This is a genomic window from Pseudomonas agarici (genome assembly GCF_001543125.1).
Classification (GTDB): domain Bacteria; phylum Pseudomonadota; class Gammaproteobacteria; order Pseudomonadales; family Pseudomonadaceae; genus Aquipseudomonas; species Aquipseudomonas agarici.
In genome coordinates, this window is record NZ_CP014135.1 from 447,622 (window position 1) to 468,254 (window position 20,633).

The 20,633-nt window shown below is 60.5% G+C and carries 21 protein-coding genes and 1 other RNA gene; 6 read left to right on the top strand and 16 right to left on the bottom strand.

Annotated features, from left to right (window positions below; genetic code table 11):
* Positions 1 to 71 precede the first annotated feature (71 nt).
* From gcvH to AWM79_RS02120, 8 genes are all read right to left on the bottom strand, one after another.
* The gene (gene gcvH / locus AWM79_RS02085; RefSeq protein ID WP_017130560.1) at positions 72 to 455 is read right to left on the bottom strand and encodes a glycine cleavage system protein GcvH; all 384 of its coding nucleotides are present in this window, start codon (positions 453 to 455) and stop codon (positions 72 to 74) included.
* 58 nt (positions 456 to 513) lie between these two features.
* Entirely contained in the window at positions 514 to 1,596 is a 1,083-nt protein-coding gene (gcvT, locus tag AWM79_RS02090; RefSeq protein ID WP_017130561.1) for a glycine cleavage system aminomethyltransferase GcvT, read from the bottom strand.
* A 156-nt stretch (positions 1,597 to 1,752) separates the two neighbouring features.
* Positions 1,753 to 3,369 carry an ABC transporter permease gene (locus AWM79_RS02095; RefSeq protein ID WP_017130562.1) on the bottom strand — a complete coding sequence of 539 codons (1,617 nt, stop codon included), beginning with the start codon at positions 3,367 to 3,369 and terminating at the stop codon, positions 1,753 to 1,755.
* A gap of 98 nt (positions 3,370 to 3,467) precedes the next feature.
* On the bottom strand, positions 3,468 to 4,469 hold the full coding sequence (locus AWM79_RS02100) for an extracellular solute-binding protein (RefSeq protein WP_060782035.1): 1,002 nt from the start codon (positions 4,467 to 4,469) through the stop codon (positions 3,468 to 3,470).
* A gap of 106 nt (positions 4,470 to 4,575) precedes the next feature.
* Positions 4,576 to 5,799 carry a 2-octaprenyl-3-methyl-6-methoxy-1,4-benzoquinol hydroxylase gene (locus AWM79_RS02105; protein WP_060782036.1) on the bottom strand — a complete coding sequence of 408 codons (1,224 nt, stop codon included), beginning with the start codon at positions 5,797 to 5,799 and terminating at the stop codon, positions 4,576 to 4,578.
* An 81-nt stretch (positions 5,800 to 5,880) separates the two neighbouring features.
* On the bottom strand, positions 5,881 to 7,068 hold the full coding sequence (ubiH, locus tag AWM79_RS02110; RefSeq protein ID WP_060782037.1) for a 2-octaprenyl-6-methoxyphenyl hydroxylase: 1,188 nt from the start codon (positions 7,066 to 7,068) through the stop codon (positions 5,881 to 5,883).
* Positions 7,065 to 8,399, bottom strand: a complete 1,335-nt coding sequence (gene pepP / locus AWM79_RS02115) for a Xaa-Pro aminopeptidase (protein ID WP_017130566.1) — start codon at positions 8,397 to 8,399, stop codon at positions 7,065 to 7,067. Before pepP ends, ubiH begins: the two co-directional genes overlap by 4 nt.
* Positions 8,400 to 8,425: 26 nt before the next feature.
* Positions 8,426 to 8,980, bottom strand: a complete 555-nt coding sequence (locus AWM79_RS02120; RefSeq protein ID WP_017130567.1) for a YecA/YgfB family protein — start codon at positions 8,978 to 8,980, stop codon at positions 8,426 to 8,428.
* A 260-nt stretch (positions 8,981 to 9,240) separates the two neighbouring features.
* On the opposite strand from AWM79_RS02120, the gene AWM79_RS02125 reads away from it, so the two are divergent.
* The 4 genes from AWM79_RS02125 to AWM79_RS02140 all read left to right on the top strand — a co-directional run bounded on the left by AWM79_RS02125 (position 9,241) and on the right by AWM79_RS02140 (position 10,660).
* Positions 9,241 to 9,450 carry a TIGR02449 family protein gene (locus tag AWM79_RS02125; RefSeq protein WP_017130568.1) on the top strand — a complete coding sequence of 70 codons (210 nt, stop codon included), beginning with the start codon at positions 9,241 to 9,243 and terminating at the stop codon, positions 9,448 to 9,450.
* Positions 9,447 to 9,764 carry a cell division protein ZapA gene (locus AWM79_RS02130; protein WP_060782038.1) on the top strand — a complete coding sequence of 106 codons (318 nt, stop codon included), beginning with the start codon at positions 9,447 to 9,449 and terminating at the stop codon, positions 9,762 to 9,764. The genes AWM79_RS02125 and AWM79_RS02130 overlap by 4 nt, the downstream gene beginning before the upstream one ends.
* A gap of 31 nt (positions 9,765 to 9,795) precedes the next feature.
* Positions 9,796 to 9,973, top strand: a non-coding RNA gene (gene ssrS / locus AWM79_RS02135) — 6S RNA.
* 81 nt (positions 9,974 to 10,054) lie between these two features.
* Positions 10,055 to 10,660, top strand: coding sequence for a 5-formyltetrahydrofolate cyclo-ligase (locus AWM79_RS02140; protein ID WP_060782039.1), 606 nt, complete (start codon positions 10,055 to 10,057; stop codon positions 10,658 to 10,660).
* Positions 10,661 to 10,710: 50 nt separating this feature from the next.
* Here the strand turns inward: AWM79_RS02140 and AWM79_RS24800 are convergent, their stop codons facing one another.
* Positions 10,711 to 10,869 carry a hypothetical protein gene (locus AWM79_RS24800; protein WP_017130571.1) on the bottom strand — a complete coding sequence of 53 codons (159 nt, stop codon included), beginning with the start codon at positions 10,867 to 10,869 and terminating at the stop codon, positions 10,711 to 10,713.
* A gap of 185 nt (positions 10,870 to 11,054) precedes the next feature.
* Here AWM79_RS24800 and AWM79_RS02145 point away from each other — a divergent pair, with 185 nt between their 5' ends.
* Positions 11,055 to 11,504, top strand: a complete 450-nt coding sequence (locus tag AWM79_RS02145) for an EVE domain-containing protein (protein WP_060782040.1) — start codon at positions 11,055 to 11,057, stop codon at positions 11,502 to 11,504.
* A gap of 78 nt (positions 11,505 to 11,582) precedes the next feature.
* Here the strand turns inward: AWM79_RS02145 and AWM79_RS02150 are convergent, their stop codons facing one another.
* The gene (locus AWM79_RS02150; protein ID WP_086009290.1) at positions 11,583 to 11,996 is read right to left on the bottom strand and encodes a flagellar basal body-associated protein FliL; all 414 of its coding nucleotides are present in this window, start codon (positions 11,994 to 11,996) and stop codon (positions 11,583 to 11,585) included.
* Between the two features lie 310 nt (positions 11,997 to 12,306).
* The gene (locus AWM79_RS02155) at positions 12,307 to 12,954 is read right to left on the bottom strand and encodes a gamma-glutamylcyclotransferase (protein ID WP_060782041.1); all 648 of its coding nucleotides are present in this window, start codon (positions 12,952 to 12,954) and stop codon (positions 12,307 to 12,309) included.
* 459 nt (positions 12,955 to 13,413) lie between these two features.
* Between AWM79_RS02155 and AWM79_RS02160 the strand changes: the two genes are divergently transcribed.
* Positions 13,414 to 13,896, top strand: a complete 483-nt coding sequence (locus tag AWM79_RS02160) for a hypothetical protein (RefSeq protein WP_060782042.1) — start codon at positions 13,414 to 13,416, stop codon at positions 13,894 to 13,896.
* Positions 13,897 to 13,992: 96 nt separating this feature from the next.
* Here the strand turns inward: AWM79_RS02160 and AWM79_RS02165 are convergent, their stop codons facing one another.
* From AWM79_RS02165 to trxA, 5 genes are all read right to left on the bottom strand, one after another.
* A complete protein-coding gene (locus AWM79_RS02165) occupies positions 13,993 to 14,961 on the bottom strand; it encodes a CDP-6-deoxy-delta-3,4-glucoseen reductase (RefSeq protein WP_060782043.1) in 969 nt (322 codons plus the stop codon).
* Positions 14,961 to 16,427 (bottom strand): 4-hydroxy-3-polyprenylbenzoate decarboxylase, encoded by a 1,467-nt coding sequence (gene ubiD, locus AWM79_RS02170; RefSeq protein ID WP_017130577.1) that lies wholly within the window; start codon positions 16,425 to 16,427, stop codon positions 14,961 to 14,963. The genes AWM79_RS02165 and ubiD overlap by 1 nt, the downstream gene beginning before the upstream one ends.
* Positions 16,428 to 16,516: 89 nt before the next feature.
* Complete coding sequence (locus tag AWM79_RS02175) at positions 16,517 to 18,496, bottom strand: acyltransferase family protein (protein WP_060782044.1); 1,980 nt, start codon at positions 18,494 to 18,496, stop codon at positions 16,517 to 16,519.
* Between the two features lie 276 nt (positions 18,497 to 18,772).
* The gene (gene rho, locus AWM79_RS02180; RefSeq protein ID WP_017125454.1) at positions 18,773 to 20,032 is read right to left on the bottom strand and encodes a transcription termination factor Rho; all 1,260 of its coding nucleotides are present in this window, start codon (positions 20,030 to 20,032) and stop codon (positions 18,773 to 18,775) included.
* 245 nt (positions 20,033 to 20,277) lie between these two features.
* On the bottom strand, positions 20,278 to 20,607 hold the full coding sequence (gene trxA, locus AWM79_RS02185) for a thioredoxin TrxA (protein ID WP_017130580.1): 330 nt from the start codon (positions 20,605 to 20,607) through the stop codon (positions 20,278 to 20,280).
* Positions 20,608 to 20,633: the final 26 nt, after the last annotated feature.

Here is a 20,633-nt window from a genome sequence, read left to right on the forward strand (position 1 = left end):
CGCAGGAGAGAGGGCCTGGCTCGGGTCTGTGGCGAGCGGGCTGGTCGGCACGCCACCGTTGGTTACCTTACTTATTCGCCGATGGTGACCTGGTAACCCGCCGCGTCCAGCAGCTTGTCCAATTCACCCTGATCGCTCGGCCTGAGCTTGAAGATCCATGCGCTGTAAGGTTCGCTGTTGAGTGCCTCTGGCTTCTCGGACAACTTGTCGTTGATCGCGATCACTTCACCGGAAACCGGTGAGTAGATATCCGAAGCGGCCTTCACCGACTCCACCACACCGGCCTGATCCCCGGCAGCGAATACATTGCCGACGTCCGGCAGCTCAATGAACACTACGTCCCCCAAGGCCTCCTGAGCGTAGTCGCTGATGCCCACGGTCACCGTATCATCGGCTTCCAGGCGGGCCCATTCGTGGCTTTCGGCAAAACGCAGATCGGCAGGGATTTGGCTCATATTCAGTGTCCTCAAGAAAAAGTGTCAGCGGCCCGCCACTCGGGCTCACCAGATAAGATCAGATCAAGGTTTTACCATGACGCACGAACGTCGGCCTTACCACACGAACCGGGTACCATTTGCCGCGAATTTCCACTTCGGCACGATCAGCAGTCTCCGACGGAACACGCGCTAGCGCAATCGACTTGCTTAGCGTAGGTGAGAAACTACCACTGGTGATCTCTCCTTCGCCAATGTCAGCGATACGAACCACCTGGTGGGCACGCAAAACACCGCGCTCTTCCAGCACCAGGCCGACCAGCTTGAGCTTCGGCCCACTGGCCTTTTCCGCTTCGAGGGCGGCCCGTCCGATGAAGTCACGGGACGCTGGCTCCCAGGCAATGGTCCAAGCCATGTTGGCCGCCAGGGGCGAGACATTCAGGTGGATATCCTGACCGTAGAGGTTCATTCCGGCTTCGAGCCGCAAGGTATCGCGGGCACCGAGCCCGATCGGGGAAATCCCGGCGCCGACCAGATCGTTGAAGAAAGCGGGCGCCTGATCCGCTGGCAGCACGATCTCCAGGCCATCCTCACCGGTATAGCCGGTGCGGGCGATAAACCAGTCGCCGTCGCCGCGACCTTCGAAGGGTTTGAGTTGCTGGATCAACTGGCCACGGGACTGGCTCACCAGCTCGCTGATCTTGTGCCGGGCCTGCGGCCCTTGGATCGCCAGCATCGCCAGTTCGGGGCGCTCCAGCAATTGCACATCGAACGAACCGATCCGAGTGTTCATCCACGCCAGGTCCTGGTCGCGGGTGGCGGCGTTGACCACCAAGCGATAACCGTCGTCGGTGCGGTAGACAATCATGTCGTCGATCACCCCGCCCTGCTCGTCGAGCATGGCGCTGTACAAGGCGCGACCGGGACTGTCGAGACGTCCGACATCATTGGCCAGCAGGTACTGTAGCCAGGCCTTGGCCTGACTGCCGGCGATATCGATCACGGTCATGTGCGAAACATCGAAGACCCCACAGTCGCGGCGCACCTGATGGTGTTCCTCGACTTGCGAGCCGTAATGCAGAGGCATATCCCAACCGCCAAAATCGACCATCTTCGCACCAAGAGCGAGGTGCAGGTCATACAAAGGCGTACGCTGTCCCATGGGTTTCTCCTTCCGGGCGTGGCGAAGGTGCGGACAGGCAATGGACTGGCTTGAGCCCTTTATGGATGGGGCCTTGAGCTATGTTCCAGCACCCGGTCTGTCAGACGGACCGCACCGAATGCCGCGCATTGTAGCCGCAAGGGACCGATCTGGCACCTAACCGATATGCCGAGCCGAGCGACGGATCAGGCCAATCACCGGCAACAGGCCGACCAGCACCAGTGTCAACGCCGGCAACGATGCCCGCGCCCACTCGCCTTCGCTGGTCATCTCGAAGACTCTTACCGCCAGCGTGTCCCAACCAAAAGGGCGCATCAGCAAGGTGGCGGGCATTTCCTTGAGCACATCGACAAACACCAGCAACACCGCGCTCAAGGTGCCGGGTAGCAGCAACGGTAGATACACCTTGAAAAACAGCCGTGGCCCACCGACACCCAAGCTGCGGGCCGCTTCCGGCAACGACGGACGAATCCGCGCCAAGCTGTTTTCCAGCGGCCCATAGGCCACGGCGATAAAACGCACCAGGTACGCCAGCAACAACGCCGACAGGCTGCCCAGCAGCAGCGGCTTGCCAGCGCCGCCAAGCCAGCTCGACAGCACCACCACCAGCTCCCGGTCCAGGTAACTGAACGCGAGCATGATCGACACCGCCAGCACCGAGCCGGGCAACGCATAGCCGAGATTGGCCAGACTGACACCGGCGCGGATGCTCCGAGTCGGTGCCAGACGCCGCGCGAACGCCAACAGCAACGCCACGGCGACGGTAATCAGCGCGGCCATGCCCCCAAGGTACAGCGTGTGCAGGATCAGTCCGGCGTAACGCTCATCAAGGTCCAAGCGCCCACGTTGCCAGAACCACACCACCAGTTGCAGCACTGGAATGACAAAAGCGCAAGCGAACACCAGCAGGCACCAGCCGCTGGCGGCCCAGGCCTTCAGGCCATGCAGGTGATACAGCGCCTGGCCCCGAGGCCGCTCGTTGCCGACGCGAGCAGCGCCTCGGGCCCGTCGCTCGCCGTAGAGCACCAGCATCACCGCGAGCAACAACAGACTGGCAAGCTGGGCCGCGCTGGAAAGACTGAAGAAGCCGTACCACGTCTTATAGATCGCGGTGGTGAAGGTATCGAAGTTGAATACCGCGACTGCGCCGAAATCCGCCAGAGTCTCCATCAGCGCCAACGCCACGCCCGCACCGATGGCCGGACGCGCCATGGGCAAGGCCACGCGCCAGAATGCCTGCCAGGGCGATTGGCCGAGGGCCCGGGCGGCTTCCATCAAGCCCTTGCCCTGGGCCAGGAACGCACTGCGCGCCAACAGATAGACATAGGGATAGAAGACCAGCACCAGCACCAGGATCACCCCGCCGGTGGAACGCACCCGTGGCAGCCGCAGGCCACCGCCGAAGACTTCGCGCAAGAGGCTCTGCACCGGGCCGGAAAAGTCCAGCAGGCCAACGAAGACAAACGCCAGGACATAGGCCGGAATGGCAAAGGGCAGCATCAATGCCCAATCGAGCCAGCGACGGCCGGGGAACTCGCAGAGACTGGTGAGCCAGGCAAGACTGACGCCGAACAGCGTTACGCCGATGCCGACACCAATCACCAGGGTCAAAGTGTTGCCCAGCAGGCGGGGCATCTGGGTCTCCCAGAGATGGGACCAAATCTGCAGGTCAATCGACTGCCACGACAGCAGCAGCACGCTCAACGGCAACAACACCAGAGTGGCGACGGCGAAAACCAGGGGATACCAGCGGCGTTGGACGGGGTGGGCCAAGGAGATTCTCGAAGCAAAGGGATACAGCGATCATTTGTGGTGAGTGGGCACAACCACTCACCACAAGGGAGGACCCTCCTCGGGCTTTGTGCGTTGGCTCAGTTCCAGCCGACGCGATCCATCAGGCGGATCGCCTCGGCCTGGCGCTTGCCGGCGATTTCCACCGGCAAAGCATCAGGCACGAACTTGCCCCAGCTCGCCACTTCCGCCGATGGCGGCACCGCCGGGTTGGCCGGGAACTCCTGGTTCACGTCGGCAAAGATGCGCTGGGCTTCAGGCGTGGTCATCCATTCTACCAGCGCTTTGGCCGCCTGCGGGTGAGGTGCGTGCTGGGTCAGACCAATCCCCGATAGGTTCACATGCACGCCACGGTCGCCCTGATTCGGCCAAAACAGCTTCACCGCCAGGTTCGGCTTCTGCTTGTGCAGGCGACCGTAGTAATAGGTGTTAACGATACCGACATCGCACTGTCCGGCGTTGATCGCCTCGAGCACCGCGATGTCATCGGAAAACACGTCGGTGGACAGATTGTTCACCCAGCCTTTGAGGATCTGCTCGGTCTTCGCCGCGCCATGGGTTTCGATCAGGGTGGCGGTCAGCGACTGGTTATAGACCTTCTTCGCCGTGCGCAGGCACAGGCGGCCTTCCCACTGTTTGTCGGCCAAGGCCTCATAGGTGGTCAGGTCGGCGGGTTTCACCCGCTCGGTGGAATACGCCAGAGTCCGCGCCCGCAGGCTCAGGCCGGTCCACTGATGGGCCGACGAGCGATATTGCAATGGGATATTGCTGTCGATTACCTGGGAGGTGAACGGCTGTAGGATACCCATCTGCTCGGCCTGCCAGAGGTTGCCAGCATCGACGGTCAGCAACAGGTCGGCAGTGGCGTTCTCACCCTCGGCCTTGATCCGCTGCATCAGCGGTGCTTCCTTGTCAGTGATGAACTTCACCTTCACCCCGGTCTTCTGGGTATAGGCATCGAACACCGGCTTGATCAGCTCGTCGATACGCGATGAGTACACCACCACTTCGTCGGCGGCCTGAGCGGCGCCCGCCACGAAGGTTAAGGCCAGAGCTGTCAGTAGACGCTTGGGTGCCGACATGGGAGCGGTCTCTCGAGTTCGAAATGAACGCGAAATGATAGTGACTCACATTTGGCACCTCAACCGAAGTCGGCACGGAGGCGTTACCAGATGTTGCCGAACGTTTTCAGATTTTGGCCAGTTTCGGCAGGTCGCCGCTCAAACCCAGCGCCTGGCGAACAAACAGTGCCTTAGCCTCGGGCATCTGATTGACCCTCTTCAGGCCGCTGTTACGCAACCAGCGCAACGGCAAGCGGTCGGCCTGGAACAGTCGCTCAAAACCTTCCATTGCCGCCATCAGGCCGAGGTTATGGGGCATGCGCCGACGCTCGAAACGGCTGAGCACCCGCACATCCGCCAACCGCTCGCCGCGCTCGACCGCATGCAGGAGCACCTCAGCCAGCACCGCGGCATCGAGGAAACCGAGATTCACGCCCTGCCCAGCCAGTGGATGAATGGTGTGGGCCGCATCGCCGATCAGCGCCAGCCCTTCGGCGATATAGCGCTTGGCGTGGCGCTGACGCAGCGGCACGCACAGCCGTGGATCGGCTGAAATCACCGTGCCGAGCCGCCCCTCGAAAGCCCGCTCCAGCTCGCCGCAGAAGGTGGCTGGGTCCAAGGCCATCAGACGCTCGGCTTCGCCCGGCGTGGTCGACCAGACAATCGAACACCAATCCTGGCCGCCATCGCGTTCCAACGGCAAAAAGGCCAGCGGACCGTCATCGGTAAAGCGCTGCCAGGCGGTCATCTGGTGCGGCTTCGAGCTGCGCACGCTGGTGACGATGGCGTGGTGCAGGTAATCCCACTCGCGGGTCGCGCAACCGGTCAAGCGACGTACCGCCGAGTTCGCCCCATCGGCGGCGATTACCAGCGGCGACCGCAATGTGCGACCGTCGGCCAGGGTCAGCAGCCAATCATCGCCGGAGCGGCGCATCTGTTCCAGCCGGGCATTGGCCAGCAAGCCCATATCACAGTCGTGCAGGCGCTCAAGCAAGGCGTCCTGGATCACCCGGTTCTCGACGATATGTCCGAGCACATCGGCATGCACACTGGCCGCCGAGAAGTGGATCTGTCCGGTACCGCTGCCGTCCCAGACCTGCATGTCACGGTAGGGGCAGGCACGCCGACCGGCAATGCCCGCCCACACACCCAAGCGTTCGAGAATGCGCTGGCTGGCGGCCGATAAGGCGCTCACCCGTGGTTCGAACGCGGCCTGTGGATCGAACGGCTTAACGCTCAGCGGGCCGCCGTCGAGCAACAGCACTTCCAGCCCGCTGTCTTTCAAGGCCAGGGCCAAGGCACTGCCGACCATCCCGGCCCCGACAATCAGCACATCTGCGCGCGTTTCCATGCTTTAAGCCTGTAGTAAAGAGTGAGCACGCCCCTTGTGGGAGCCAGCTTGACGACTCCTGCAGGGTTCGAGGTGTGGGTCCTAGCCATCGGAACGGGTCCCCAGGCCCATGGCCTGCCGGGCAAACCAGCGCTTGGCCGGGGGCAGCAGGTCGAGGCCGAGCAGACCGAGATTGCGCCCCAGGGCAACCCATGGCCGGGCACTGCCGAACAGCCGGGTGACCTGGTCCGAGAAGCCGACGGTCAGCGTCTGGTCCAGGCGCTGGCGCTCCTGATAGCCGCGCAGGGTGGCGAAGTCGCCTGGTACCGCTTCACTGGTCAGCAGGGTATCCGCCAGCGCCTGGGCATCGCGCAGGGACAGGTTGAAGCCCTGCCCGGCAATCGGGTGCAGGCTGTGGGCTGCATTACCCAGCACAACCAGGTGTGGACGGACCTGCTCTTCGGCTTCCACCAGTGTCAGTGGGTACAGATGCCGGGCGCCCACCTGTTTCAAGGTACCGAGACGATAACCGAACACGCCCTGCAATTCACTGAGGAAGCTGCGCTCGTCCAGTTCCGCGAGTCGCCGGGCGTCCATCCCGAGACGGGTCCAGATCAGCGCACAGCGATTGTCCGGCAACGGCAGCAACGCCATCGGCCCTTCATCGGTAAACCGCTCGAAAGCCATGCCGTGATGGGGTTCGCTCGGCGAAATATTGGCAATCAACGCACTCTGGTTGTACGGTCGCCTGCGCACACCGATGCCCAGTTGCTCGCGCAGGCCGGAGCGACCACCATCGGCCAGCACCACCAGATCGCAATCGAGCAGGGTTTCATCGTTGAGGGTCAGGCGGTAGCTGTCTTCCAGCGGCTGCAGGCGGGTGACCTCGGCCGGGCAACGCCAACTGACCACTGCCTGGTCCAACCCCTGCCAGAGGCATTGGCCGAGCCAGGCGTTCTCGACCACGTAGCCCAGGGCCGGCACCCCTTCTTCACTGGCCGACAGCCGTGCCGTGGAAAATCGCCCGCGATCGGACACATGAATCTGCTTGATCGGCTCGGCCCGCTGGGTAATCGATTGCCACAAGCCAAGGCGCTCGTAGATCTGCCGGGCACCGAAGGACAACGCCGAGGAGCGGGCATCATAGCTTGGCTGATAACTGTCGCCAGGGGCGAAGGGCTCGATCAACACAATCTTCCAGCCACGGGCTTTGGCTCCGGCCTGCAACGCCAGCGCCAGGCTGGCGCCGACCAGGCCGCCGCCGATGATCGCCAGATTGATCCGGCTCATGCTGCGTCGGCCCGAGCCGCAGCCATCAGCGCCTCGATTTCGGCGACGGTCTTGGGTACACCGCCGGTCAGGATTTCACACCCCTGCTTAGTCACCACGACATCGTCCTCGATGCGCACGCCTATGCCGCGCCATTTCTTCGCTACGTCCTGGTTGTCCGGAGAAATGTAGATGCCCGGCTCCACCGTCAGCGCCATACCGACCTCCAGCACGCGCCATTCGCCGCCGACCCTGTACTCGCCGACATCATGCACATCCATCCCCAGCCAGTGGCCGGCGCGGTGCATGTAGAAAGCCTTGTAGGCCTCGCTGTCGATCAACTCCTCGACATCGCCGTGCAACAGCCCCAACGCCACCAGCCCGCCGGTAATCACCCGCACCGTGGCTTCGTGCGCCTGATTCCAATGCTTGTTCGGGGCGATCTGCGCGAACGCCGCTTCCTGGGCCGCCAGCACCAACTCATAGATCGCTTTTTGCTCGGGCGAGAACTTGCCGTTGATCGGCCAGGTACGGGTTATATCGCTGGCATAACAGTCGATCTCACAGCCGGCGTCGATCAGCACCAGGTCACCGTCCTTGAGCAACGCGTCATTCTGCTGGTAGTGCAGGATGCAACTGTTGCGCCCAGCGGCGACGATGGAGCCGTAGGCTGGCATTTTCGCCCCGCCCTTGCGGAACTCGTAATCCAGCTCGGCCTCCAGGCTGAACTCGTGCAACCCGGCCCGGCAGGCCTGCATAGCCCGCACATGGGCACGGGCGGAAATCGTCGCAGCCTCGCGCATCACTTTCACTTCCGCCGCCGATTTATACAGGCGCATGTCGTGCAGCAGATGATCCAAGGCAACGAATTCTTTCGGCGGTTGCGCACCGAGATGCGCCTTGGAGCGGATCACATTGATCCAGTCCATCAGGTGCCGGTCGAACTCCGGGTGGCTGCCCATGGCCGAATAGACCCGGTCGCGCCCTTCGATAAGGCCCGGCAGGATGTCGTCGATATCGCTGATAGGGAAGGCATCGTCCGCGCCGAAATCGCGGATCGCACCTTCCTGTCCAGCGCGCAAGCCATCCCAAAGTTCGCGTTCGACATTGCGCTCACGGCAGAACAGTACATATTCACCGTGGGCGCGCCCGGGAATCAGCACAATCACTGCCTGAGGCTCGGAGAAACCGCTGAGGTATTGGAAATCGCTGTCTTGGCGGTAGACATGCTCGACATCGCGGTTGCGGATCGCTACTGCGGCGGCCGGCAGGATCGCGATGCTGTTGGGTTCCATCTGCACCATCAACGCCTTGCGGCGCCGGGCGTATTCTGCTTTAGGAATATGAATCATGGGCAGAAGGAGCTCCCTGTCCTGGCTTAGTGCAACGAAGGCTTGGCAGCCGGTTCAATCGATTTGTTGACCTCAGTGAACAGCAGCAACGGTGCGACACGCAGGTATTCCATGACCTCCATGTAATCGTTCTCGCCGTCGTCGGACTCTTCCAGCGCGTCCTGGACCTGCGCAATGGCAGCGAGGTCCTGCAGCACCTCAGTGGCCTCGATGCTCAGGGCATTGGCGCGGTAGGTCAGGCCGAAACCGGCGAGGAAACCCTGACACCATTGACCCAGGGCAATCGCCCGCTCGGTCAACGGCGCATCATCGCTCGGCAGCAGCAGGACAACGGTCATGTCGTCACTGGTAAGCTCGCCCTTGACCATCTCCTGCAAGCCGATCAGGGCATTGCGCACGTTGTCCTGCGGTTCGCCTTCGAGCAGTTCGGCGGCATCCACCAGCCAACTGTCGGCTTCAAAGCCAGCACCGGCACAGCTGCGACCGAGCAATAGCCCGTGCAGTTCGGCAGGCGAGACCGGATGACCGCTGGTGTTCAACAGGGTGGCAAAGGCGTTGTACGGGGAATTCTGAGTAGGCATGGGCGGCTAGGCGCCGAACGGCGCAATGTCTAGAATGAAGGCCTTGTATCCTAGCATTCGGGGACACGCCAAGACCATCAAGGCGCACAACTCGTTTGCCAAGCGCCGCTCTTGCCAGGCGCCAGGGGTTGTACGAAAACTCGCCGAGCAGCGATCAGGCGAGCCTGTTTTTAACGCGGCATGATCGTTGCGCAAGCGGTTTTCGTACAAAACCTGCTGCTCATCAGTCATATTCAGTGCACACCAAAGTAGATTAACGAATGGAAGACACCGACCTGCACGCGCTGATGGCCAGACTCGAACTGCTGATTAACCGGGTCGAGCAACTTAAAAGCCAAAACGGACTCCTACTAGCTCAGGAAAAAACCTGGCGCGAGGAGCGCGCACACCTTATTGAAAAGAACGAAATCGCCCGGCGTAAGGTCGAATCGATGATTTCGCGCCTCAAGGCCCTGGAGCAAGACTCATGAGTTCAAGCAATAACGTTACCGTGCAGATCCTCGACAAAGAGTATTCGATCATCTGCCCCCAGGAAGAACGCAGCAACCTGGTCAGCGCCGCCCATTACCTGGACGGCAAGATGCGCGAAATCCGCGGCAGCGGCAAAGTCATCGGGGCCGATCGCATTGCCGTGATGGCCGCGCTGAACATTACCCATGACCTGCTGCACAAGCAGGAACGCCCTGACGTGCAGGCCACTGGCTCGACGCGCGAACAGGTGCGCGACCTGCTGGATCGGGTGGATCTGGTGCTGTCTTCCGATTCGGATGCCAGCAAAGGCTGATTCCCACGGTCACTTTCAGGTATACTAGCGTCACTCCCTGGAGTACTTGCCAGTTGGTGATGTCCCTGAGCCGATTCGCACTACCCTGGGTGTTACACGTTGGGCCGGTGTGCATGTCCGCTAGACGGAAAGCCTTAAGGTCTACTGTAACTTCCACCTTGAACTTTCGGGTTCAAGGGCTAAGCCGACAGCGCTACGTCGGGGAGCCTGAATTATCGCCCAATGCCGGACATCGCACCGGCATTGGTCTTTCATGAGCCGCCGTCCTGGATTGCCGACAGCCCGATCCCATGAGCGAACCTGCGCCGCTTTCCCGACCGCAACTTCGACGGCTGCTACGCAAGGCCCGCCGCGCCCTCACGCCCGGCGAACAACACCAGGCCGCGCGCGGCCTGTATCGACAACTGGCGCAACACCCGCTGTTTCGCCGCGCCCGCCATCTCTCCCTGTACCTGCCCTGCGACGGTGAAATCGATCCGCGCCTGCTGCTGCGTGAAGCTCAGCGGCGCGGCAAGCACACCTATCTGCCGGTGCTGAGTGCCTGGCCACGGACCAAGATGGTGTTCCAGCGGATTCGCCCAGGCGAAAAGCTCCACCCCAATCGCTTCCGCATCCTTGAGCCACGGATCAATCCGGCAGCGCAGCGCAAGGTCTGGGCGCTCGACCTGGTATTGTTGCCACTGGTAGGTTTCGATGCGTTGGGTGGACGGTTGGGCATGGGCGGCGGTTTTTACGACCGCAGCCTGGCCTACCAGTCCCGCCGCCGGAGCTGGCGCAAGCCGATACTGCTAGGGCTGGCCCATGAATGCCAGAAAGTCGAGAAGCTGCACCAAGCCACCTGGGACGTGCCATTGCAGGGAACGGTCAGCGACAGTGCCTGGTACATCGCGCAATAAGCGAGGCACTGTACAGGCATCACTGAAGAGGGCAACGGCCTTGGGCGGGATCAGCGCTTGAACAGGGTCGACTGCTGAGGCTGGTGCTGGAGGATTTCAACCGGAGCGTCTTTCTTACTGGACCACAGGCCTTGTGCGTAACCCGTAGTTACCACGCCCAAACCGAACAAAATAACCAAAATCCATAGTAAATCCGGTTTGCGTTTCATCGATTGCCCCCCTAGGCAAATGACATACGATGACAGCAGCGGTTTCTTGTTATAGGCCGTGCAGCAGCGTCAAGCTTAAAATCCCGCTATTTTGCGATAACGTGAACCACTACGCAAACACTGACGTCAACCGACTGTCGGTTTGTGCAAGAAACTGCCCGACAAACTACCCAAGGAGTAAAATCATGGCCTATTGGCTGATGAAATCCGAGCCGGACGAACTCTCCATCGAAGGATTGGCCAAACTCGGCGAGACCCGCTGGGACGGCGTGCGCAACTATCAGGCGCGCAATTTCATGCGGGCGATGGCGGTCGGCGACCCATTCTTCTTCTATCACTCCAGTTGTCCGGAACCGGGGATCGCCGGCATCGGCACAATCGTCGAGGCGGCCTACCCGGACCCGACAGCGCTGGATCGGCAAAGCCATTATCACGACCCGAAAGCCACCGCCGAGAAAAATCCTTGGAGCGCGCTACAGGTCGGCCATGTGGAGACCTTCGCCAAAGTGCTCAGTCTCAGCTATCTGAAACAGCAGGCGGCACTTGAGCAGATGCCGTTGGTCCACAAAGGCAGTCGGCTGTCGGTGATGCCGGTCACACCGGAGCAATGGGCAGCCATCCTGGCCTTGCGTTGAATCGGCTGGCCTTTTCGCGGCTTTGCGGCATTCCGGCAAGCCCGCGACGGGGCAGGACCAGGCACTACCGGTTTCGGATTACTGCACGATCAGGTTATTGAACAACAGATCTTCCACCTGCGGTTTACCGGTCTCGTCGCTCAGCACCTGCTGGACCTGCTTTAGGGCCTCCTGACGCATCTTTTCCTTGGCGTCGACATTGATCATCGACTCCACGCTCTGCTGGGCAAACAGCGCCACCAACTGGTTACGGATCAACGGCTCATTGGCCTTGACCGCCTGAGCCGCGGCGTCACCGGTCACACGCAAGGCAACATCGGCCTTATAGACCTTGAGCTTGGGGCTACCGTCCAAGCCATAGTTGCCGACAAACGGTGGCGTCAGGCTGATATAGCTGACCTTGGGGACAGCCGCCTCACCCTCCTTGGCCTCTTGCGCCATTGCCGCCATCGGTAGCGACAAGGCCAACATCAACATAATCCACCTGTTCACAATTCGCTCCTTAACTGGTTTGCGGCCTAGTGGCCTATACGGTTAGCTGGTTAGCTCAAGTCGGATACCTGAGATCCCTGCCGTCGAACCCAGGCACAACGCTTATAACCGACTATCAGGCCAGGGCATGCTCGTTGACCCATTGAGTCACACACCTACACTTATCGGCCATCACTGCCAAAGAAATAGTCCAATGAAAGCCGTACTGTGCAACGCCTTCGGCGCTGCCGAAACGCCGGGACGGGAGCTCGCTAAGCCACCGCTGGCCATACCGCTGACCATTTCGGCTGGAACGGCGGTAACGTCGTGCCTAAAGCGCGCCTGACCGGCAGCGCTTGAGCCGCGCTTCCAGATTACGATCCGGCATGGCGTGGCTGCGCAAGGCGCTAGCGGTCTGCTCGACATAGTCACGAGTGCTGCCGTAGCGCCCGCAGGCACTCTGTAGCACCTGGGTCAGCACACTGTCGGGGAGGTTGCCGGCATAGCTGGGCAGGTGCCGTTCCAACACAAAGCCCAACGCCTGGACCACCTGGCCATTTTCCAACCGGCAATTGAGCCAGTGCGGACGATAGGAAGGCACGGGCATCTCCCGCTGCCACAAGGCATAGAGCGATGCCTCCAATTGCTCCTCCGACAGCCGATAGGCAAAGCCACTACAGGAGCCGCCGCGATCCAGCCCGAACACCAGCCCCGGCAACTCCGGCGTACCGCGATGCTCGTGCGACCACAGGTACAGGCCACGGTGATAACCGTGTATCCGTGCGCGCACTCGCTCCGTCGCCGAACACTCCGGGCGCCAGATCAGCGAACCATAGGCGAACAGCCAGACCGGTCCGCCCTTGTGTCGGGCCATGGTGGCTTGCATCGAGCTGAGCAATTGTTCGTGGGTCAGCTGCGCCCCCAGCTCAAGGCGCGGCGGATAGGTCAAACTCAACAACGCAGGATCTAGGGCAGCCATAACGAATCGGAGGGGCTCCTGAATAGTTACCAGTTGTAAGTCACTTTACCTGTAATAGAACACATCGCTGTAACTGTACGGCGAATAAGTGCCATAGCTCATATCGCCAGCCGGTTGGCGTAGGCACTGAGTTCCGGCTACTGGTTGTCGATTGCATCGGCCTGGTAGCTGGTCCGCCAGAACGGTGGTTGTGGCTGTAGCCCGGCACAATGGATCCATATAGGGAACGGCATCGATCATTGTGATGCTGATTGGCAGATCAATAGCCGATAGCCCAACGATATATAGTTTAATGACATGAAACAAATAAAATAAATATCTGAATAGCATATATATACGCTAAACGCAGAATTGGTAAAAATCCCTACGTCCCTTTCAGATTCCAGAGCCTGACAACCCAGTGTCTAGCTTCGTATAACGGCCACCTCTTTAATTGCCGTGCACGAAAGGCTAACCCTCATGAACACATCGACTATCATTACGGCTCTCGCCCTACTACTGGGATCGACCGGTATAGCGCACGCCGCACAGCAGGCACCCCAGGAAAAAGGCTTCTGGTACGCCCAGACCAGCCTGTACACCCGGCACTACTCGCCAGATCCCGAGCACAACAATCGCCAGGACCTGATCGGCCTGGAGCGTCATGAAACCTCCGGTCGGATGTATGGCGCGGCGACCTTTCGTAACTCGTTCAGCCAGCGGTCGTACTATGGCTATATCGGCCAGCGTTACGACAGCTCGCGTTTTCCGCTGTATGCGAAGGTGACGGGAGGGCTGCTGCAAGGATATCGTGGCGAGTATCGCGACAAGATTCCGTTGAATCGCTTGGGCGTGGCGCCGGTGATCATTCCCTCGGTCGGTGCCCATTACGGGCCGCTGGCCACTGAACTGGTGTTCCTGGGCTTGAATGCGGCGATGATCACCACGGGTGTGCGGTTCTGAAGAATCTGCGGCGCGCCTGAGGATGACCGTGACGAGGGGCGAGGCGCCGCTCCGACAAGCCGCTCGGCAGATGCTCTGCCTGACTGCCCGGCGTATTCAGGGCCTGGGAGCGTAAGCAAACACGTCGGCGCGCATCTGGTGCGCATCCATTCCCGCCTCGACCAGAGCGTCCAGCGTCGCATAGATCATCGCCGGTGAACCACCGGCATAGACGTGCACGCCCGACAGGTCGGCGATATCCTCACAGACGGCCTCGTGCAACATCCCGCACCGACCGTCCCAGCCGCACGGATCACTGACCACCTTGTGCAGGAACAGGTTGGGCAGCGTCTTCCACTCTTCCCAGCGCTCCAGTTCGTAGAAGTCTTCGGGCCGGCGCACGCCCCAGTACAGATGCACCGGATGCTGGAAGCCCGTGGAGCGGCAGTGCTCGATCAAGCCGTGCATCTGCGCCATGCCCGTGCTCGCAGCGATCAGCACCAGCGGGCCGTCCGGCAACTCCGCCAGGTGGGCATCGCCGAACGGCAACTCGACCCGTGCCATCCCGTTGCGCTGCAATTGCTCGATCAGGCTTCGCGCACTGGTTTCGCGCACCAACACATGCAGCTCCAGATCGCGCCCGGCATGGGGCGCCGAGGCCAGGGAAAACGCCGATTTCTCACCGTTGTCGCGCTCGATCATCAGGTACTGCCCAGCGTGATAACGCGGCGGCTTGCCCGCCGGTGCCCGCAGGCGAACCCGCCAGACATCGCCGCCAACGTGAGCACACTCGATCAACTGACACGCCAAGCGACGCACCGGCAGCTCGCCCTGGGCGAGAACACCATCCCAGAGCACCCTGCAATCCTCAAGAGGTTCGGCAATACAGGTGTAGAACTCGCCATGGTCAAGCACATTGCCCGCCTGCTCGATCCGCCCTTCCACCAGCAACGCGGCGCAGACATGGCAGTTGCCATTGCGACAGCTTTGCGGACAGTCGTAGCCCAATCGCCGGGCGCCATCGAGAATTCGTTCGCCGGGCCGTATCTCAAGCACCGCTCCGCAGGGCTGCAAGGTCACACGCATCAATCTATTCCCAACTGATTCCAAATGGCATCGATCCGCCGAGTCACGGCCTCATCCTTGACGATCACCCGGCCCCACTCGCGCGTGGTTTCGCCAGGCCACTTGTGAGTGGCATCCAGCCCCATCTTCGAACCCAGCCCAGAAACCGGCGAAGCGAAGTCGAGGTAGTCGATCGGCGTGTTGTCGATCAGCACCGTGTCGCGCTTGGGGTCCATGCGCGTGGTAATGGCCCAGATCACGTCATTCCAGTCACGGGCATTGATATCGTCGTCGGTGACAATAACGAACTTGGTATACATGAACTGTCGCAAAAACGACCAGACACCCAGCATCACGCGCTTGGCGTGACCCGGATATGACTTTTTCATGGTCACCACGGCCATGCGGTACGAACAGCCTTCAGGCGGCAAGTAGAAGTCGGTGATTTCCGGGAACTGCTTCTGCAGGATCGGCACAAACACTTCGTTCAGCGCCACGCCGAGGATGGCCGGCTCATCCGGGGGCCGCCCAGTGTAGGTGCTGTGGTAGATCGGCTTGATCCGGTGAGTGATGCGTTCGACGGTGAACACCGGGAAGCTGTCGACTTCGTTGTAGTAGCCGGTGTGGTCGCCATAGGGTCCTTCCGGGGCCATTTCGCCCGGATGAATCACACCCTCCAGGACGATTTCCGCAGTGGCCGGGACCTGCAGGTCGTTGCCGCGGCATTTCACCAATTCGGTGCGATTGCCCCGCAGCAGACCGGCAAAAGCGTACTCGGACAGGCTGTCCGGCACCGGCGTGACCGCGCCGAGAATGGTCGCCGGATCCGCGCCCAGGGCCACAGATACCGGAAACGGCTGACCCGGATGCTTTTCGCACCACTCACGATAGTCCAGCGCGCCGCCACGGTGACTGAGCCAGCGCATGATCACCTTGTTGCGGGCGATCACCTGCTGGCGATAGATGCCGAGGTTCTGACGCTCCTTGTTCGGCCCCTTGGTGACCGTCAGGCCCCAGGTGATCAGCGGCGCGACATCACCCGGCCAGCAATGCTGCACAGGCAGCATGCCCAAGTCGACATCATCGCCTTCGATGACCACTTCCTGGCAGACCGCGTCCTTGACCACCTTGGGCGCCATGGCGATGATCTTGCGGAAGATGGGCAGCTTGGACCAGGCGTCCTTCAGCCCCTTGGGCGGCTCGGGCTCCTTGAGAAACGCCAGCAGCTTGCCGATTTCCCGCAGCTCGCCGACGCTATCGGCCCCCATGCCCCGGGCCACGCGCTCCGGCGTGCCGAACAGGTTGCCGAGTACCGGGATATCAAAACCCGTGGGTTTCTCGAACAACAGCGCCGGGCCTTTTTTTCGCAAGGTACGGTCGCAAATCTCAGTCATTTCCAGGATTGGCGAAACCGGCACCTGGATACGTTTCAACTCTCCGTGCTGCTCAAGTTGCCGCACGAAATCCCGAAGATCCTTGAATTTCATTAGCCCTGCCACCCGTAAAATAGGCGTACATCCTACCTGCTCTTACGGCCGCTGGCAGCTTATTGCATGCCATGGACAAGCACCGCCCACTAAAGACGCCCCGCCACGGTTTGATCGCGCAGGGTGATGAACAACGGCTCAAGGAACTCCTCGACATATCGTGATCCCACGTCGGAGAGATGATTATCGTCGGTGTACAACGAGCGGCCATCGAGTTCGACACGGCAACCATCGATAGCACTACACAACTTCAGCGCGGGATCCAACAACTTCACCTCGGGATCGGCAGCCGCCAGTTGTAGGAACAGTGCATCGATATAGGCCAAGCGTCGCTGATGCTCCGCCAGAGGCAGGCGCTCAGTGTGGGTGGGCAATCCCATCATCGCCAGGCGACTGAGACGATAAGGCACGCTGAAGTCTTGCAGGGGCACTTCCTTGACCAACCAGACCCGATGGCCAGCGGCGCGCAACTGCCGCACCAGAGTGCCCATGCCTTCGGCGAAACGCCGCTCGGCGACGGCACGCTGGTACTTTCCGGTCATCGGGTTTATCAGCGCCGGCCTGGTGTCACCCGAAGGCAGCCCGTAGACGTACAGGCTCCAGCGCGCGGCCAACACCACGTCGCTGTACTTCTCCTCATTCAGTGCCTGACTGACACGCTGATTGAAACGCGTACAACCGGCGCTGCTTTCGCGCCTGTGGAACGGCAAGCACCCGGCATAGCTTGCCTGGGTAATATTGACGTTGTGCTCGCGCGCCTCATTTTCCAAAGCAGGAATCAAGGCCGCAGAATGGCTGTCACCCCAGACCAGCGCACGCGCCGCTTGAGATTGCAGGCCGAAATGGCAGAACTGGCGGTCGTTTTTCTTGTCATCCCACAGACACTTCATCAGCTCGGGACTCCAGATGCGTGCCTCGGCATATTGCAGTGCCTGGGGCGACAGTCGCCAAGGGATGCCCTCGGTCCAGCCCAGGCTTCTCCCCACCAGCCCCAAGCCGAGGATTGCCATGCCCGACGCCACCAGGATGCGCCGATTGTCCGCCAGCCACCGTCGCTCACGAAACGGCACCTCGACAAACCGCCAGGCCCCATAGCTCAGCACCAGACTCAAAATGAACAAGACGCCAAGCCCCCAAGAGCCAAGGCCGTAAACGCTGGCATACTTGCCGAAGACCAGCACCGGCCAATGCCACAGGTACCACGAGTAGGAAATCAATCCGATGCCCACCGGCAAACGACTGCCCAGTAGCTGTCCTACCAGAGTCGTCTGCTGGCCGTTGGCCCAGATCAGGCAAATCGCGCCCACTACAGGCAATAAGGCCGCAGCCCCAGGAAAGGGCGTGCTTGACTGATAACCCAACACCGCCACCAGAATCAGCCCCAGACCGAGCAAGCTGACAGCCTGTGCTTGCAGAGGGTTCACACGCCGCCCACAAGGCGACACCGCCAGCAACGCGCCCGCCAGCAACTCCCAAGCTCGCATGTGCAAAAGAAAAAAAGCTTTTTGCGGAGAGTCGCTCAGTGCCCACTGATTCATGGCAAAGGACATCAGCAGCAACAGGAACAACGCCGTGCGCCAATATTTCAACCGACTCGACAGCAATATCAGCAGGGGCGGGAAAATGACGTAGAACTGCTCCTCAATCGATAACGACCACGTATGCAACAGCGGTTTGAGATCGGAGGCCACATCGAAATAGCCATCTTGGCGCGCGAACAGCAGGTTGGACGTGAAGATCACCTGGTAACGAATTGAATGCCCCAACTCGTCATAGTCCTTGGGGGCCAGCAAAAACCACCCCGCCACCAAGCTCGCCAGCATCATGGCGAACAACGCCGGCAGGATACGCCGGGCGCGCCGAGCCCAGAACTCGACAAGACTGAAACGTCCGCCCTGGCGATCGCGCCAAATGAGCGAGGTGATGAGGTAGCCGGAGATCACGAAAAATACGTCGACACCGACGAAACCTCCAGTGAACCCTGGAACATCAAAATGAAACAGCACAACTGCGATGACCGCTACCGCACGCAAGCCGTCAATGTCCCGCCGGTAGGCAAGAGTGCTCATCCGCCCAAGCCACCCAGTTCAAATAGGAAATACGACGAGAAGCAGCGTAGTCGAGTTTTTAATCGTGCATCCACCGATCACCCACTCTTTTCTTCCTTGACGACCCCACCCTCCAGATGCGTCTATGGCCAGGCGCATCTCTCGAAAAGCGCTTCTTCGGGGCCATGCTATTGACCTGAGCCTGACCTCGACCTGATAAAGGGTCTGGCGTGCAGGCTCAGCCCTGGCGAAATTGTGACGCCGGGAGCGCTGTTCTCCTTGACCTGAAGCGCCGTCTTACTTGCGCTTCATCGACAGGAAGAACTCATCGTTGGTCTTGGTCTGTTTCAACTTATCGACCAGGAACTCGATGGCCGCCACTTCATCCATCGGATGCAGCAGCTTGCGCAGGATCCACATGCGCTGCAGCTCGTCGTCGGCAGTCAGCAACTCCTCGCGACGGGTGCCGGAACGGTTGATGTTGATTGCCGGGAAGACGCGCTTTTCAGCGATCTTGCGGTCCAGCGGCAGTTCCATGTTGCCGGTACCCTTGAACTCTTCGTAGATCACTTCGTCCATCTTCGAGCCGGTTTCAACCAGCGCGGTGGCGATAATGGTCAGCGAGCCGCCTTCTTCGATATTGCGCGCGGCACCGAAGAAACGCTTCGGTTTCTCCAGAGCATGGGCATCGACACCACCGGTCAGGACCTTGCCGGAGCTCGGGATCACGGTGTTGTAGGCACGGGCCAGACGGGTGATGGAGTCGAGCAGGATCACCACGTCCTTCTTGTGCTCGACCAGGCGCTTAGCCTTCTCGATCACCATTTCAGCCACCTGCACGTGACGGGTCGGTGGCTCGTCGAACGTCGAGGCAACCACTTCGCCGCGCACGGTGCGCTGCATTTCGGTCACTTCTTCCGGACGCTCATCGATCAGCAGCACGATCAGGTGCACTTCCGGGTTGTTGCGGGTGATGTTCGCCGCGATGTTCTGCAGCATGATCGTCTTACCCGCTTTCGGCGGTGCCACGATCAGGCCACGCTGACCCTTGCCGATTGGAGCGCAAAGGTCGATCACGCGACCGGTCAAGTCCTCGGTGGAACCGTTACCGGCTTCCATCTTCATACGTACAGTCGGGAACAGTGGCGTCAGGTTCTCGAAGAGAATCTTGTTCTTGGCATTTTCCGGACGATCGTAGTTGATCGTGTCGACCTTGAGCAGGGCGAAATAACGCTCGCCTTCCTTCGGAGGGCGGATCTTGCCGACGATAGTGTCACCGGTGCGCAAGTTGAAGCGGCGGATCTGGCTGGGCGAGACGTAGATGTCGTCCGGGCCGGCCAGGTAGGACGCATCGGAAGAGCGGAGAAAGCCGAAGCCGTCCTGGAGGATCTCCAGCACACCATCACCGGAGATTTCCTCGCCGCTTTTTGCGTGCTTTTTCAGCAGGGAGAAAATCACATCCTGCTTGCGCGAACGGGCCATATTTTCTATGCCCATCTGTTCGGCCAATTCGAGCAGTTCGGTAATCGGCTTTTGCTTGAGTTCAGTCAGATTCATATAGGAATGACGTAATCATTTATGGAGGGGGGAAACTAAGCTTTTGGCTTAATGAGGCCGCGCCGCGGAGAAGGCGACAGGATCGCGTACTTGTTCGAAAAGGAGAGCGTCGGCGACGGCTTGCAGGGGGCAATGGAGAAACCAGTGCGGGGCCGAATGTAACACCTGGCTTTCGGAGCGTCTAGCCCCTTTTAACGAAAAAGCCCCGCAATTTGCGAGGCTTTCTGATGACAGCCGAACGATGCTTAGATGTTGGAGTCGAGAAAAGCTTGTAACTGCGACTTCGACAGGGCGCCAACCTTGGTCGCCTCGGGGTTGCCCTTCTTGAACAGCATCAGCGTCGGGATGCCACGCACGCCGTACTTGGCCGGAGTTTCCTGGTTGTCGTCGATATTCAGTTTGGCGACGATCAGCTTGCCTTTGTAGTCCCTGGCGATCTCGTCCAGGACCGGAGCGATCATTTTGCAGGGGCCGCACCACTCAGCCCAGTAGTCAACCAAAACAGAGTCTTCAGACTTCAGGACTTCTGCTTCAAAGCTCGCGTCGGTGACGTGCTTGATAAGATCGCTGCTCATGGATGTCTCCGGGGTTGTGAGCCAAA